Below are 13,084 nucleotides of genomic sequence, written 5' to 3' on the forward strand. Positions count from 1 at the left end.
GAGGAGGTTCCGATGGTTCGAGTATTTCTGGTCGAGGATCAGCCCATGATGCGGGAGGCTCTGCGCCTCTACCTGGACTCCACTGATGACCTGGTGCTCGCAGGAGAGGCCGCCGACGGTGTGGACGCTGTTGAGATGGTGAGCGAGTCGGCCCCGGACGTGGTCGTGATGGACGTAGACCTTCCCGGGCAGAACGGTGTGGCTGCCACACGGGAGATCCTGAAGGAGAGCCCGGACATCGGGGTGCTCGTGGTGACGACGTTCACCACCGATCATCATGTGGTGCGCGCCCTGCGTGCTGGTGCCCGTGGCTATGTGACCAAGGATGCTCACGCGAGCACAGTGCTGGACGCGATCCGTTCAGTGGCCGCGGGGGAGCACCCGTTCACCGCGCCCAGCGCCCGTGCGGCCCAGAAGACTCATGACACGGCCCCTACGGATATCGCCGAGGCGGTTGCCCATCAGACTGGTATGCCCCACGTTCCGCCTGGGGAGCTGAAGGTGCTGAGGGGCATCGCGCGGGGGTGGACGAACACGGAGATCGCTCGGGAGCTGCACTTCAGCCGGGAGACGGTGAAGACGTACAGCAAACGGCTGAACGAGCGGTTCGGCACACATGATCGGACGCAGCTGCTGGTGCGTGCCGCAGAGCTGGGCTTCGTCGAGCCGCGCCTGGGCTAGGGATTCTCAGTCGACCTCTGGGATCTGCGAGATGAGGGAGCTGCGGTCAGCCGACGGTGACGCCGAGGGCGGAGCCCAACGCGTAGGTCACCGCGGCGGCGCCCAGGCCGATCGCCAGCTGGCGCAGCCCGCGGGTGAGGGGGTTCGTGCCGGAGAGCAGCCCCACGACGCCGCCGGTGCACAGGAGCGCCAGGCCCACCAGGCCGGTGGAGAGTCCCACGGCGAGCAAACCCTCAGCGCCGAAGAGATAGGGCAGCACCGGGATGATCGCGCCGACGCCGAAGAAGCAGAAGCTCGAGCCGGCAGCCGTCCACGCAGAACCTACGGCGCGGTGCTCGTCATGAAGCTCGTCCGGGTCGTGCGACAGCTCGGGGCGGCAGTTGCAGTCGAAGACGTTGAGCCGCTCCAGGGCCCGGTGCTCAGCGTCGGCCTCGCTCAGGCCGCGAGCCCGGTAGACCAGGATCAGCTCGTTGTGATCAAGATCGAGGTCAGGCGCGGCACGAAGGGTCGCCTGGGTGGGCCGTGTGGCATCCAGAAGCTCCCGCTGACTGCGCACTGAGATGAACTCCCCGGCGGCCATGGAGAGCGCCCCGGACAGCAGCCCAGCAATGCCGGTCAGCAGCATCACGGTGGGGCCGACCCCGGTGCCGCCCATCCCCATGATCAGCGCGAAGTTTGAGACCAGCCCGTCATTGGCTCCGAATACGGCGGCTCTGAAGCCTCCCGAGAGCTTCTCCCGCCCGCGGGCGGCCAGAGCGCGAATGACCTCCTCGTGGACCTCTTCGTCTGCGGCCATACTGGGGGTGGCGTCGTCGTCGCGGGCGTAGGGAGAGTCGCCTTCGGCGCGCTGAGCCAGGGCGAGCACGAACACGGAGCCGAAGACGCGCGCCATCCATCCCAGCAGCACCCGGTGCGTGCTGGGGCGGGGGAGGTTGTACGAGTGGGGGCCGAGCAGCTGCCTCCAGTGCTCCTGGTGGCGCTTCTCGGCTTCGGAGAGCCCAAGCAGGATCTGCTTCTCCTCACCTGTGCGCTTCTGCGCGAGCTTCCAGTAGAGCTTTGCCTCGGCCTCCTCATCGGCCAGGTATCTGCGCCACCGGCGGACCTGCTTCGGGGTGGGTTCGCCCTCCGGCCGTACCGTCTCAGGTGTATCGCTCACGGCACTATGGTGCGCACACTCCACGGCCGGGCGTGGGCCCGACTCACTGTATGACGAAGCTTCAGCACCCCTAAGCCTTCGGACCACCTCCATCTGCGGGTGCTGAACGTCAGAAGCTCCCACGGCTTGTCCCCTTTGGTGGACTGACGACCGCCTGTCTCATGCTTCTGGTGGTCACTATGTTCCACTCCTACAGCCTGCGCTGGCTGCTGCTTGCCCTCCTGACGGGCGCGGTCTACGTCCTCTGCACGTGGGGCATGTGGCGCAGCAGACCTTCCCCCAGGAGTGGGAGCCAGGCCTGAGCTCGCGCGATTAGTGTCCACTGCTGAGCGTCTGCCTCAGCTGAAACGCGCAGCTATTGGTTCAGTACGAACCGTTCGACCGGGGCGAGGGCGCTGGGGGAGTCCACGCCGGGGCCCAGCCCCACGTATCCCGGAGCCAGGTGGGCGTGTGGGGACGAGGTGCCGTCGAAGGTCCATTCGCCGCGGGTGCCGTAGGGCAGGAACGTGCCGCCGGCGCGGCAGAGGATGAGCTGGGCGGGTGCGATGTCCCACGGGCTGGTGCGGCAGTTGATGACCACATCGGCCCAGCCCGCCGCGGCGTAGCAGAGCTCCAGGGCCCCGGAGACGATGCGGCGCACCGTGGCGTAGGTGCCCACCAGCTGGCCGAACACCTCCAGCGCCTCGGTCCCGTACTCCTCAACGATCCGTGGGCCGGGGAAGTTGGTGAGCAGGTTCAGGTGAGGTTCGGCGGTGCCAGTCTTCGGAGTCGGTGCCAGCACCGTCTCGGACGCGTCCCGGGCGGACAGGTATGCGGCGTCATCATCGGCGGAGAAGGTGAGCTCATTGATGGGGTCATAGACAACCCCGGCCACCACGACGTCGTCGATCGCCGCCCCGATGCTGACGCTGAAGTGGTCGAAGCCGTGGGCGAAGTTCGACGTGCCGTCGATGGGGTCAATGATCCACTCCAGCCGGCCCCCGCCGTGCGCCCCACCTTCCTCGCCGGTGAACCGCGAATCCGGCACCGCCTCGGAGAGCAGCCGGATCAGGGTCTCCTCCGTCTGCTGATCGTAGATGGTGACGAGATCACTGTTGGACGTCTTCATCTGGACCTCCATGGAGGCCCGGAAGGCCTCCCGGAGCGACTGTCCCACCGAGTGCGCGGCGGAGACGGCAATGGTTCTCAGGGACGCGGAGGAGGGTATGGAGTTCACCCGCCACAGGCTACCGCCCTAGCGTCTCCTGACCCTGCGTTTCTGTTCATGCAGAGTTCATCATCATTCAACCTGGGGTCCTCCCTGGGGTCACCCAAGGCGTCGTAGCCTGGGAGCGATGAAAGTTGCGGTTGTTGCCGAAAGCTTCCTCCCTCACATGAACGGGGTCACCAACTCCGTTCTGCAGGTGCTTGCTCACCTGCGTCGCCGCGGCGACGACGTCACGGTGATCGCTCCGGCAGACTCGGTGTTCGACGCCCATCCGCTGACCGATCAGATCAGCAGCTCCGCAGAGCGCTGCCACGGGTACCCGGTGATCCGGGTGCCCTCCCTGCCGCTTCCGGACTATCCCAAGGTGCGGGTCGCAGCCGGCTCGGTGCTGCGCATCCGCAACCTTCTGGAGGAGCTCCGCCCGGACGTCGTGCACATCGCCTCACCCTTCGTGCTGGGATGGCGGGCCATCCAGGCTGCTGAGGCGCTGGGACTGCCGACGGTGTCGATCTATCAGACAGAGGTTCCTGCCTACGCCGCCCGCTACAGAGTGCCATGGGCCGAGGACCTGCTCTGGCAGCACGTCGAGAAGATGCACAAGGCCTGCACATACACCCTGGTGCCCTCCACCTTCGCGAAGCAGCAGCTGCGCGAGCGCGGCATCGGAAGGCTCCGCACCTGGCGCAGAGGGGTGGACACAGAACTGTTCAGCCCCAGTCATCGATCAGCCGACCTGAGGGCACGCATCGCCCCGAACGGCGAGCTCCTGATCGGCTTCGTGGGTCGCCTGGCCGCGGAGAAGCAGGTGGAGGACCTGGCGGTGCTCGACAGCATCCCCGGCACCCGCCTGGTCATCATCGGCTCCGGCCCGATGGAGAGCTCACTGACGAAGAAGCTTCCACGAGCGCACTTCGCCGGCTTTCAGTCCGGAGCAGGCCTCGGCGCTCACGTCGCCAGCCTCGACATCTTCGTCCACCCCGGTGAGGCGGAGACGTTCTGCCAGACCATCCAGGAGGCCCAGGCCGCAGGGCTGCCGGTAGTGGCGGTAGGACGGGGCGGGCCTCTCGACCTGGTGGATGAGGGCCGTACGGGGTGGCTCTACGGCCCCGGCGACCTCCAAGGCATGCGACGCCGAGTGGAGCACCTGGTCAGCGACCACGCGGCGCGCAGGCACTTCGCAGAGGCAGCGCATATTGAGGTGCAGGGCCGCACATGGGAAGCCATCTGCAACCAGCTCGTGGGGCACTACGCCCGCGCCGTCGAGGTCAACCGCAGAATCCGCACGATGCGCGCCAAGACGTACCTCCGGGCGCAGAGCCGGATGTTCACCAACCTGCTTCCCGGATGATGCGGCGAGCCGGGCTCGCTGCGTCGGCCCTGCCGCCTAGCGGAGCAGTCCAAGCTCCGTGAGCTGCTCGCTGATGGCCTTGCCGTCCGGCCCGTAGATCCACGGAAGCCGGTATTCGCCCACGTGCTGGTAGCCGTGCGTGTCCTCGCCGGGCTCCCCAGCATGCAGCAGCTCCTGGCCCTCAGGAGCCTCGGCGCGACCACCTGCCAGCACCGCCTCGGTGTAGGTGAGCTCCCGAATGATGACCGCCTGAACGTTCTGGGGGTGCGCACGGGCGAACTCGGCGTAGATCGCCGGGTCGTGCTGCCCGTCGTCGCCGATGAGCACCCATTTCACGTGCGGGAACTCCTCTGCGAGCCGCTCCAGCTGCTGCACCTTGTGCAGGCGTCCGGACCGGAACCAGCGCTCCTCCGTCGGCCCCCAGTCGGTCAGCAGCAGCGGCCCGTACGGGTACAGGTTGGCGCTGAGGAAGCGGGTCAGGGTCTGCGCGACGTTCCAGGCCCCCGTGGAGAGGTACAGCACCGGGGATCGGGGCATAGAGGACCGCAGCCTCTCCATCGTCACCGCCATGCCCGGGGTGGGGGTTCGGGCGTGCTCATCGAGGACGAACGAGTTCCACGCGGCGAGGAAGGGCCGCGGAAGCTTGGTCACCACGACGGTGTCATCGATGTCGCAGATGATGCCGGCAGCGGTGTCCTGACCGATGATCCGAACCCCGGCGCTGGTGGGCTGCTCCCCGGGAGCCTGAAGGGTGATGCGTGTCCAGCCCGACTCCAGCGGCTCGCCCGTCAGCTCAACTACCTCGTCGACGATGCCGCCCCGGTCCGCTGCGATGTCGTACTCCCGGCCGGCGATGGTGACCTTCAGCTGAGCAAAGGGCACCGGCGCAGACACGAAGTTCCGCCAGCCGCGCACCCCGTCGGCAATGACCTTGGCGACGCGTCGACCGTTCTCGAAGTCCTGGTCGGGGGCCATGACCACACGTGAGAGAACCCGGACCCAGCGGGGGGACCCATACCCGGCGAGCGAGAGGACTGTCACCTGCTGGCCGCGCCGACGGGCGAGTCCCAGCCGCAGCTGATGCCAGCGATCTTCGATCTTCATCGCCTTGTTGCGGCCTGCGTCGGTGTAGTGGCGGCGCAGCGCGGCAAGATCCTGATTGGCCCACGAGGGCGTGGCCGGATGGTCCTGCGTGCGGCGATCGTCAGAGGACATCATCACGGCACATCATAATCACCGTCCGGCCTCCCGGGGTTTCACCACGTGGACTCGGCTGCGCGCTGGCACCATGGTGATGATGTCCGAGGACCGTGTATCCGCTCCTGACGACGCCGCCTCTGCCGGCGGCCGTCGGCGCTGGCTGCGCCTGCCGGCGGCGCCGCTGTGGCTCTTCGGACTGCTCGAAGGGGTTCAGGTCGTTCTGCTCACAGCTCTCCTGGTGGCGATCCCGGTGGGGCTGCTCACGTTCTTGGCCGAGCCCGCCGCGTGGGATGTCATAGGTGCGGCCCAGCTGGCCGGGCAGCTGTGGCTCATCATGTACGCGGCACCCCTCGATCTGGGAGGCGACGAGGTGGGCCGCGAGGCAGCGTTCCATGCTGTGCCCCTGGGCCTGACGCTCATTCCGGCGATGCTCTGCTGGCGCTCCGGGCGCCGGCTGGCGATGGGGGCCTATCCCACGCAGCTGTGGCTGGGGCTGCTTATGTTTGTGCTGATCTTCGTGCTCGCCGCGGTGCAGCTGGCGACCTGGGTGGACACACCGTTCGGCGCCACCTCACCGGTGTGGGCTGCGGCGGCCGCCGGGGGAATCGCTGTACTCGCCTCCGCGGGAGGCTGCGTCTGGGAGGCGCGCAGCGTCACACGCATGTTCGGGATGGACATGGATGAGCGCATCGATCGCTGGTCGGCCCGGATCAAATGGGCCGGCTCGTACGTGTGGGCTGTCACCCGAGCGGGCGCGGTCGCCGCAGCGGCCTCCTTCGCGATGGCCGGAGCTCTCTTCGCCGTCGTGGTGCTCGTGCAGTGGATCGACATCGCCAACGCCTACCAGCAGGCCGAGGCAGGGTGGGCCGGCGCCGTGGGCCTGACGGTTCTCCAGCTTGCTCTGGTGCCCAACATGGTGATGTGGACGCTTGCCTACACCACCGGTGCCGGCTTCAGCGTAGGAGCCGGCGCCACTGTGCAGCCCGGCGCTGCGGGCGCCTCCGCGGCTGAGCATCTCCCGCTGCTGGCAGCAGTGCCGCAGGAGGGCCTGGCGCACGCGTGGCTGGTCTTGGCTCTGCCGGTCATGGCTGGGCTCTGCGCCGGCATCTGGCTGGCTCGAGAGGGCGAGAACCACTTCGACGACTGGTGCGCCCGCACCATCCGCTTCCGTCCCGTCTCCCTGCTGGTGTCCACTGCGGTGCTGGGGGCGCTGACAGGCCTGATGGCGGGCCTGCTGCTCGTGGGCCCGCTGTGGCTCTCGCACCTGTCGCTGGGAGTGGGACGCTTCGTCGACGTTGGTCCTGATGCGCTCGTCGCCGCCGGGCTCCTGGGGGCATGGGCCGCCGTTGGGTGCGCAGCCGGCTACCTGGTCGCCCCCGCCGGCCGGCTCTTCACGCGCAGCTCAGCGGAATGAATCAGCCTCCGGTCCCCGGAAAGGGCCGGAGAATGGCATCCTCATACTCCTGCTGACACTGATTCAGGGCACGGTCCGTGACGGCGCGGTCGGTGCACGCCTCGAACTCGGACGTCGCCTCCCAGAAGAGAGCCTGAGCCCCCGCGCTGACGCCGAAGAGCCCGCAGCTGAGCGCAGTGAACACACCGGACAGAAGCAGCATGGCGCCCGCTTTGGTGCGGACGGCGCGGATCACCATGAAGGTGCCGACGGCGACCCCGGCCAGCCCCGCAGGCACTGCCAGCAGCTTCAGGGGAAGCTGCAGCTGGAAGCCGCCCCAGGTCAGCACGATGGCCAGCAGTCCCCAGCCGAGCCATCTGGCATCGGCGGCCAGACTCTCGGATGGTCGGCTGCGCTTCCGTCCAGGGTCGTCTGAGCGGGAAGACTGTTCCTCTTTGCCCGGCCGCTGGCCGGATGGCGGTGTCGCGGTCATCACCGTGATGGTATCCAACGACCGGGCCGAGCAGTCCTCCTCAGGGATGATGCGTCCGCCGAGCGGAAGCGTAGGCTTGAGGGTATGACGACGCCGAATGGTGACAGCGCCCCAGAGAATACGTCCGGTCAGCGCCCATCGGAGCGCGACCCCGCAGGCCCCGGCGAGCCGCAGGGGGAGCAGGAGCGCCCACGTCCGCAGTACGGGGCATACGCCCCGCAGGATGCGGAGCAGCCCGGACCCTCCAGCCAGCAGCCGGTGTGGGGGCAGCCCGGCGGAAGCGCGCCCGCCGCGCCTTCTGCGCAGGATGGGGGACAGTACGGCCATAGTCCCTATGGTCAGAACCCCTACGGCCAGCCTCCCGCCGGCGGTGAGCACCACACCGGATACCAGCCGGTGCCCTATGGCCACGGCTCGCCCTCCCAGGGTGAGCACGGCTACGCACCCGCACCCGTGGACAAGCCCAAGCGGCCGACCTCGCTGCTGGTGGCGCTCCTGGCGATGCTCGGTGCCGGTGCTGCAGCCCTGGCGTGGGGCATCTACGGAGTCGTGGTGGCGAGCACTGCCAGCATTCAGGAGCTGATGTCTCCCCAGGAGTACGACATGTTCCTGAATGAGATGGAGCGGCAGGCTGAGGCCAATCCGGAGCTCGACGAGTTCGCGCCCGAGGAGCTCATGGATCTCGGCGTGACGATGCTAGGCGGCATGGCACTGGTGTGGGGCATCTTCGTGCTCTGCATGTACATCCTCTGGGGATTCCTCGGAACGATGGTCAACAACGCGTGCCGCATCATTGCGACCATCTGGTGCGGACTCAGCGTCTTCATGCTCTTCCTCGGCTTCACCCCGGCCGCCTTCGCGCTCGTGGGCGCGGTGGTGGCGCTGTCGATCCTCGCGATCGTGATGATGTTCCTCCCGAGCTCCAACGAGTTCTTCCGGCAGCGGCGCCAGTGGAAGATCGCTCGGCGCGCCCAGGCGCCTCGCTGACCGCAGGGATAAGACGAGCGCGGACGTAGGCTGAGCCCTATGCGAATCGTGGTGCTGGTCTCCGGCTCGGGGTCCAATCTTCAGTCGGTCATCGACGCATCCCAGGCAGGCGACCTGCCCGTGGAGATCGCCGCGGTCGGCTCGGACAACCCCGATGCCTACGGGCTGGTGAGAGCCGGGACCGCAGGGATCGAGACGTTCAGCGTCCCCCTCGAGCGCGGGGCAGACGCGGAGCAGCGGGCCGACTGGAACAGCAGGCTGCGCGATGCTGTGCTTTCCTACGACCCAGAGGTGTTGGTCTCCAGCGGGTTCATGAGGATCGTCTCGGCAGAGTTCCTCGACACCCTGAGGCGTGCGGATGGCCGCGCAGTGCCGATGATCAACACGCACCCGGCCCTGCTGCCCAGCTTCCCGGGCGCCCATGCGGTGCGCGATGCGCTTGCTCATGGGGTGAAGGTGACCGGCTGCACCGTGCACCAGGTGGACTCCGGGGTCGACACCGGCCCGATCCTCGCCCAAACCCCCGTTGAGGTGAGGGCTGAGGATGATGAGGCCACCCTCCACGAGCGCATCAAAACTGCCGAGCGAACTCTGCTGAACCAGGTGCTCGCCCAGATCGCCCGCAATGAGCACGGCCTGCGCTGAGAGTCAGGCCCGATTCTGCAAGACTGGACCGCATGACCTCTTCCGCCGCCGCCCACTCTGCTGAGCCCGTCCCGACCACCGGCTACGCCACGGTGCACCTGGTCCGTCATGGCGAGGTGCACAACCCTGACCGTGTGCTCTATGGAAGACTGCCGGGCTTCGGCCTCTCCGAGCTCGGCAAAGAGATGGCGCAGGGGCTGGCCGATCACTTTGCGGCACGAGCTGAGCGTGGCCAGGGCCCAGTGATTCTTGCGTCCTCCCCGCTTCAGCGCGCCCAAGAGACGATTGCCCCCGTCGCCTCCGCCCTGAACCTGCCGGTACGGATCGAAGGGCGGGTTCTGGAGGCGGAGAACAAGTTCGAGGGCATGTCTTCGGTGCGTCGTCAGCTGCGACGGCCCAAGCATTGGCCACTGCTCATCAACCCGATCCGCCCCTCATGGGGGGAGCCCTACAAAGCACAGGTGAACCGAGTGCTGGCCGCGGTGAAGGACCTGGCCGACGAAGCGATCGCCGAGCACGGCGACGGGTCCGAGGCGGTGCTCGTCTCCCACCAGCTCCCCATCTACGTGACCCGTCTATGGGCCGAGCAGCGGCCGCTCTTCCACGACCCACGCTCCCGCGAGTGCACACTGACCAGCATCACCAGCCTGCACATCGGTCCTCGCGGGGTCGAGGCCGTCAGCTACGAGGAGCCCAACCGAGAGCTCAGCAAGCAGGCCCTGGCCCTGCCCGGCGCGTAGCGCCCGAGGCGTCGACGCTGTCGACGTCGGCTCTGAAGCCGCGCACCATCGCCGACAGGCCTCGCTCGAAGGCGCGATCGGCAGCCTCTGAGGGCTCCTTGGCGCGGGCCGCTGCCGCGGCGGCGAAGGTGGGGGCCCGCTCCGGGTCGCCCGGTTCGAAGATGTTCGCCGGCGCTGTGGCGTCATATGCGGCGCCGAAGGCGTACGCCTCCACCGCGACGATGATCTCCAGGGCATCCTGCGGATCGATCCCGGCATCGGTGAGGCCCCGGATCACCCGCTCGTACATGTCCAGGGTGCGAGGCGCGTCAGCGATCGGGAGCACAGCCATGATGGGGATCATGGCCGTATTCCGGGCAAAGCAGGTCCGGTAGGAGCGTGCCCAGGCGATCAGCGCCTCATGCCAGGGCAGGCGGTCGAAGACCGACGCGTCGATCTCCTCATTCAGCCGATCCTGGACCCAGAGCATCAGCTCGTCCTTGGACCTCACATGGTTGTACAGCGCCGACGCAGAGACGCCCAGCTCGCGGGCCAGGCTCGCCACCGTCAGCTGATGATGGCCCCGATCGGCGGCGATCTTCAGCGCCGCATCGGTGATCGCCTGTCCGGAGAGGATGGGCTGGCGGGGACGTCCCCTGCCGCGACGCGGCTGATCGGTCGGCACAGGGGCTCCTATCGGCAGGGCTGGGGACTTTGCAAGTCTAGTGATGGAAGTAACACGCCAGCAACACAGAAGCTGTAATATGAATGCTGTTCATTAATCTGATGCGCAGACATATGGGAGGTGCTGTGGAGAACATCCGGCACATAGGCAGCGAAAACGTCGTGACGTGCGACCTGGCCATCGTAGGGGCTGGGCCTGCCGGCCTGATGGCTGCCCGCACCGCAGCGCGCAGGGGCCTGCGGGTGGTCGTGCTCGAGGCCCGTGACCGCGTCGGCGGACGCACATGGTCCGACACCGTCGACGGTGCCTTCCTCGAAATCGGGGGCCAGTGGGTCTCGCCCGACCAGACCGAGCTGCTCGGTCTGCTGGAGGATCTGGGCAAGGAGACCTACCAGCGCTACCGGGAGGGCTCGAACGTCTTCATCGGCTCCGACGGAGTCCGGCACGTCTACACCGGCGACACATTCCCCGTCGCCTCGGAGACGGCCGAAGAGATCGAGCGGCTGACCGGGGTCCTCGACCAGCTGGCCGCTGAGATCGGGCCGCACGAGCCGTGGGCGCACCCCAAGGCGCGCGAGCTCGACACCATCTCCTTCCACGACTGGCTGAGGACGCAGTCATCGGATGAGGAGGCCTGCCGGAACATCGGCATCTTCGTCGCAGGAGGCATGCTCACCAAGCCCGCGCACGCCTTCTCGGCGCTCCAGGCCGTTCTGATGGCGGCCTCCGCGGGCTCCTTCAGCAATCTCGTCGACGAAGGCTTCATCCTCGACCGCCGGGTGGTGGGCGGCATGCAGTCCGTATCCGTCGCCCTGGCCGAAGAGCTGGGCGAGGCCGTGCACCTGGGAACCCCCGTGCGCACGATTCGCTGGAACGAGACAGGCGGAGCGACCCTGTGGTCCGACCGCGTCACCGTTCAGGCTGACGATGTGATCGTCGCCGTCCCGCCCAACCTCTACAGCCGCATCTCCTTCGAGCCGCCTCTGCCGCGGCTGCAGCACCAGATGCACCAGCACCAGGCCATGGGTCTGGTGATCAAGGTGCACGCCGTCTACGACCGTCCGTTCTGGCGTGAGAAGGGCCTCTCCGGCACCGGCTTCGGGGCCGATGAGGTGTGCCAGGAGGTCTATGACAACACCAACTACGGCGACGCCCGCGGCACCCTGGTCGGATTCGCCACCGACGAGGTGGCCGACGCGCTGTTCGCCCTGCCCGACGAGGAGCGCCGAAGCAGGATCCTTCGCTCCTTCGCGAACTACCTCGGGGAGGAGGCGCTGACCCCAGAGGTGTACTACGAATCAGACTTCGCCTCCGAGGAGTGGACCAGGGGCGCCTACGCCACCAGCTACGACCTGGGCGGACTGCACCGGTACGGCGCCCACCAGCGCGACCCCGTGGGGCCGATCCGCTGGGCCTGCTCCGATCTCGCCGCAGAGGGGTACCAGCACGTCGACGGTGCGCTGCGCCAGGGCCGGCTCGCGGCCGAAGAGATCCTGGAGGCCCGGTCGTGACCTCGTGGCGCATGCCGTCCGAATGGGAGCCGCACGAGTGCACGTGGATGGCCTTCCCGCCGGCCAACGAGACGTTCGGCGCTCACGGCTCTGCGTCGCTGCAGCGTGCCCGACAGGCGTGGGCGAACGTGGCCGCCGCCGTCTGCGGCTACGAGCCGGTCAGAATGATGGTCAGGCCAGAGGACATCGCGGAGGCGAGGACGCTTCTCCCTGAGGCCGTCGAGCTCCACGCCGTTCCCCTCGACGACGCCTGGGTGCGGGACTCCGGCCCCACCTTCGTGCGGGACGAGAGCGGCGCGGTGGCAGCCGTGGACTGGGTGTTCAACGGCTGGGGAGCCCAATCCTGGGCCGCCTGGGAGGCGGACCAACGGGTCGGGGAGCAGATCGCCGGCCTGGCCGGGGTCCCTCGCATCGCCAGCACCCTGGTCAACGAAGGAGGCGGGCTCCACGTGGACGGTCGCGGAACCGTCCTGCTGACACGGACCGTCCAGCAGGATCCTGGCCGCAACCCAGGGTGGTCCCAGCAGCAGATCGAGGCGGAGATCCACCAGCGCCTCGGCACCCACCACGCAGTGTGGCTTCCCCGGGGCCTCACCCGCGACTATGACGAGTTCGGGACTCGCGGGCATGTCGACATCGTCGCCTGCTTCACCCCGGCAGGTTCGGTCCTGCTGCACACCCAGCGGGACCGCAGCCACCCTGACCATCAGGTGAGCCGCGAGCTGCGCGAGGTGCTGGAGAGCGCGACAGTCGCCGGCGGAGACCCCATCAGCATCACCGAGCTCCCCGCCCCGAAGCAGCTCCAGGACGAGAGCGGCTGGTCCGACTGGTCCTACATCAACCACTACGTCGCGAACGGAGCCGTCATCATGGGCGCCTTCCAGGACCCCAGCGACGAGAAGGCCCAGCAGATCCTCGAGGAGCACTACCCGGGACGCACCGTCGAACGCGTCGACGCCCGTGACATCTTCGCGTTCGGCGGCGGAGTGCACTGCATCACCCAGCAGCAGCCATCGTCCCCGACCGCGCCGGGCGCAGTGCCCGCACCCTGAGAGGAAG

General features: G+C 67.9%; 13 protein-coding genes. 8 read left to right on the forward strand and 5 right to left on the reverse strand.

Annotated features, from left to right (window positions below; genetic code table 11):
* Nucleotides 1-12: 12 nt before the first annotated feature.
* Nucleotides 13-681 carry a response regulator transcription factor gene (locus FS388_RS07465; RefSeq protein WP_146340851.1) on the forward strand — a complete coding sequence of 223 codons (669 nt, stop codon included), beginning with the start codon at nucleotides 13-15 and terminating at the stop codon, nucleotides 679-681.
* A gap of 46 nt (nucleotides 682-727) precedes the next feature.
* Here FS388_RS07465 and FS388_RS07470 read toward each other — a convergent pair whose 3' ends face one another.
* Both FS388_RS07470 and FS388_RS07475 read right to left on the reverse strand, forming a co-directional pair.
* Nucleotides 728-1,837 (reverse strand): VIT1/CCC1 transporter family protein, encoded by a 1,110-nt coding sequence (locus FS388_RS07470; RefSeq protein WP_246836146.1) that lies wholly within the window; start codon nucleotides 1,835-1,837, stop codon nucleotides 728-730.
* 355 nt (nucleotides 1,838-2,192) lie between these two features.
* On the reverse strand, nucleotides 2,193-3,053 hold the full coding sequence (locus FS388_RS07475) for an inositol monophosphatase (RefSeq protein ID WP_168198650.1): 861 nt from the start codon (nucleotides 3,051-3,053) through the stop codon (nucleotides 2,193-2,195).
* Between the two features lie 118 nt (nucleotides 3,054-3,171).
* On the opposite strand from FS388_RS07475, the gene FS388_RS07480 reads away from it, so the two are divergent.
* Nucleotides 3,172-4,392 (forward strand): glycosyltransferase family 1 protein, encoded by a 1,221-nt coding sequence (locus FS388_RS07480; RefSeq protein WP_146340853.1) that lies wholly within the window; start codon nucleotides 3,172-3,174, stop codon nucleotides 4,390-4,392.
* 36 nt (nucleotides 4,393-4,428) lie between these two features.
* On the opposite strand, the gene FS388_RS07485 is transcribed toward FS388_RS07480, so the two are convergent.
* Nucleotides 4,429-5,610: an App1 family protein gene (locus FS388_RS07485; protein ID WP_246836147.1), complete on the reverse strand. Its 1,182-nt coding sequence runs from the start codon at nucleotides 5,608-5,610 to the stop codon at nucleotides 4,429-4,431.
* Between the two features lie 70 nt (nucleotides 5,611-5,680).
* Between FS388_RS07485 and FS388_RS07490 the strand changes: the two genes are divergently transcribed.
* The gene (locus FS388_RS07490) at nucleotides 5,681-7,006 is read left to right on the forward strand and encodes a DUF6350 family protein (RefSeq protein ID WP_146340854.1); all 1,326 of its coding nucleotides are present in this window, start codon (nucleotides 5,681-5,683) and stop codon (nucleotides 7,004-7,006) included.
* A 1-nt stretch (nucleotide 7,007) separates the two neighbouring features.
* Here the strand turns inward: FS388_RS07490 and FS388_RS07495 are convergent, their stop codons facing one another.
* The gene (locus FS388_RS07495; RefSeq protein WP_146340855.1) at nucleotides 7,008-7,478 is read right to left on the reverse strand and encodes a hypothetical protein; all 471 of its coding nucleotides are present in this window, start codon (nucleotides 7,476-7,478) and stop codon (nucleotides 7,008-7,010) included.
* An 84-nt stretch (nucleotides 7,479-7,562) separates the two neighbouring features.
* Between FS388_RS07495 and FS388_RS07500 the strand changes: the two genes are divergently transcribed.
* From FS388_RS07500 to FS388_RS07510, 3 genes are read left to right on the forward strand one after another with little or no spacing between them, the layout of a single operon-like run.
* Nucleotides 7,563-8,465 (forward strand): hypothetical protein, encoded by a 903-nt coding sequence (locus tag FS388_RS07500; protein ID WP_146340856.1) that lies wholly within the window; start codon nucleotides 7,563-7,565, stop codon nucleotides 8,463-8,465.
* Nucleotides 8,466-8,504: 39 nt separating this feature from the next.
* Nucleotides 8,505-9,110, forward strand: coding sequence for a phosphoribosylglycinamide formyltransferase (purN, locus tag FS388_RS07505; RefSeq protein ID WP_146340857.1), 606 nt, complete (start codon nucleotides 8,505-8,507; stop codon nucleotides 9,108-9,110).
* A gap of 32 nt (nucleotides 9,111-9,142) precedes the next feature.
* Nucleotides 9,143-9,850, forward strand: a complete 708-nt coding sequence (locus FS388_RS07510; RefSeq protein ID WP_146340858.1) for a histidine phosphatase family protein — start codon at nucleotides 9,143-9,145, stop codon at nucleotides 9,848-9,850.
* On the opposite strand, the gene FS388_RS07515 is transcribed toward FS388_RS07510, so the two are convergent.
* Entirely contained in the window at nucleotides 9,816-10,514 is a 699-nt protein-coding gene (locus FS388_RS07515; RefSeq protein ID WP_210410166.1) for a TetR/AcrR family transcriptional regulator, read from the reverse strand. The genes FS388_RS07510 and FS388_RS07515 overlap by 35 nt on opposite strands.
* A 113-nt stretch (nucleotides 10,515-10,627) precedes the next feature.
* Between FS388_RS07515 and FS388_RS07520 the strand changes: the two genes are divergently transcribed.
* Entirely contained in the window at nucleotides 10,628-12,025 is a 1,398-nt protein-coding gene (locus FS388_RS07520) for an NAD(P)/FAD-dependent oxidoreductase (protein WP_146341921.1), read from the forward strand.
* Complete coding sequence (locus tag FS388_RS07525; protein WP_371708104.1) at nucleotides 12,022-13,077, forward strand: agmatine/peptidylarginine deiminase; 1,056 nt, start codon at nucleotides 12,022-12,024, stop codon at nucleotides 13,075-13,077. The genes FS388_RS07520 and FS388_RS07525 overlap by 4 nt, the downstream gene beginning before the upstream one ends.
* The last annotated feature ends 7 nt before the right edge of the window (nucleotides 13,078-13,084 follow it).

The sequence above is a fragment of the Nesterenkonia sp. NBAIMH1 genome, assembly GCF_007922635.1.
GTDB classification, from domain to species: Bacteria; Actinomycetota; Actinomycetes; order Actinomycetales; family Micrococcaceae; genus Nesterenkonia; species Nesterenkonia pannonica.

What these genes read in the sequence shown, in the direction of transcription:
- purN (WP_146340857.1), top strand. Translation starts at nt 8,505, where the DNA reads ATGCGAATCGTGGTGCTGGTCTCCGGCTCGGGGTCCAATCTTCAGTCG.
- FS388_RS07520 (WP_146341921.1), top strand. Translation starts at nt 10,628, where the DNA reads ATGGGAGGTGCTGTGGAGAACATCCGGCACATAGGCAGCGAAAACGTC.
- FS388_RS07500 (WP_146340856.1), top strand. Translation starts at nt 7,563, where the DNA reads ATGACGACGCCGAATGGTGACAGCGCCCCAGAGAATACGTCCGGTCAG.
- FS388_RS07480 (WP_146340853.1), top strand. Translation starts at nt 3,172, where the DNA reads ATGAAAGTTGCGGTTGTTGCCGAAAGCTTCCTCCCTCACATGAACGGG.
- FS388_RS07510 (WP_146340858.1), top strand. Translation starts at nt 9,143, where the DNA reads ATGACCTCTTCCGCCGCCGCCCACTCTGCTGAGCCCGTCCCGACCACC.
- FS388_RS07465 (WP_146340851.1), top strand. Translation starts at nt 13, where the DNA reads ATGGTTCGAGTATTTCTGGTCGAGGATCAGCCCATGATGCGGGAGGCT.
- FS388_RS07485 (WP_246836147.1), bottom strand. Translation starts at nt 5,610, where the DNA reads ATGATGTCCTCTGACGATCGCCGCACGCAGGACCATCCGGCCACGCCC.
- FS388_RS07490 (WP_146340854.1), top strand. Translation starts at nt 5,681, where the DNA reads ATGGTGATGATGTCCGAGGACCGTGTATCCGCTCCTGACGACGCCGCC.
- FS388_RS07495 (WP_146340855.1), bottom strand. Translation starts at nt 7,478, where the DNA reads ATGACCGCGACACCGCCATCCGGCCAGCGGCCGGGCAAAGAGGAACAG.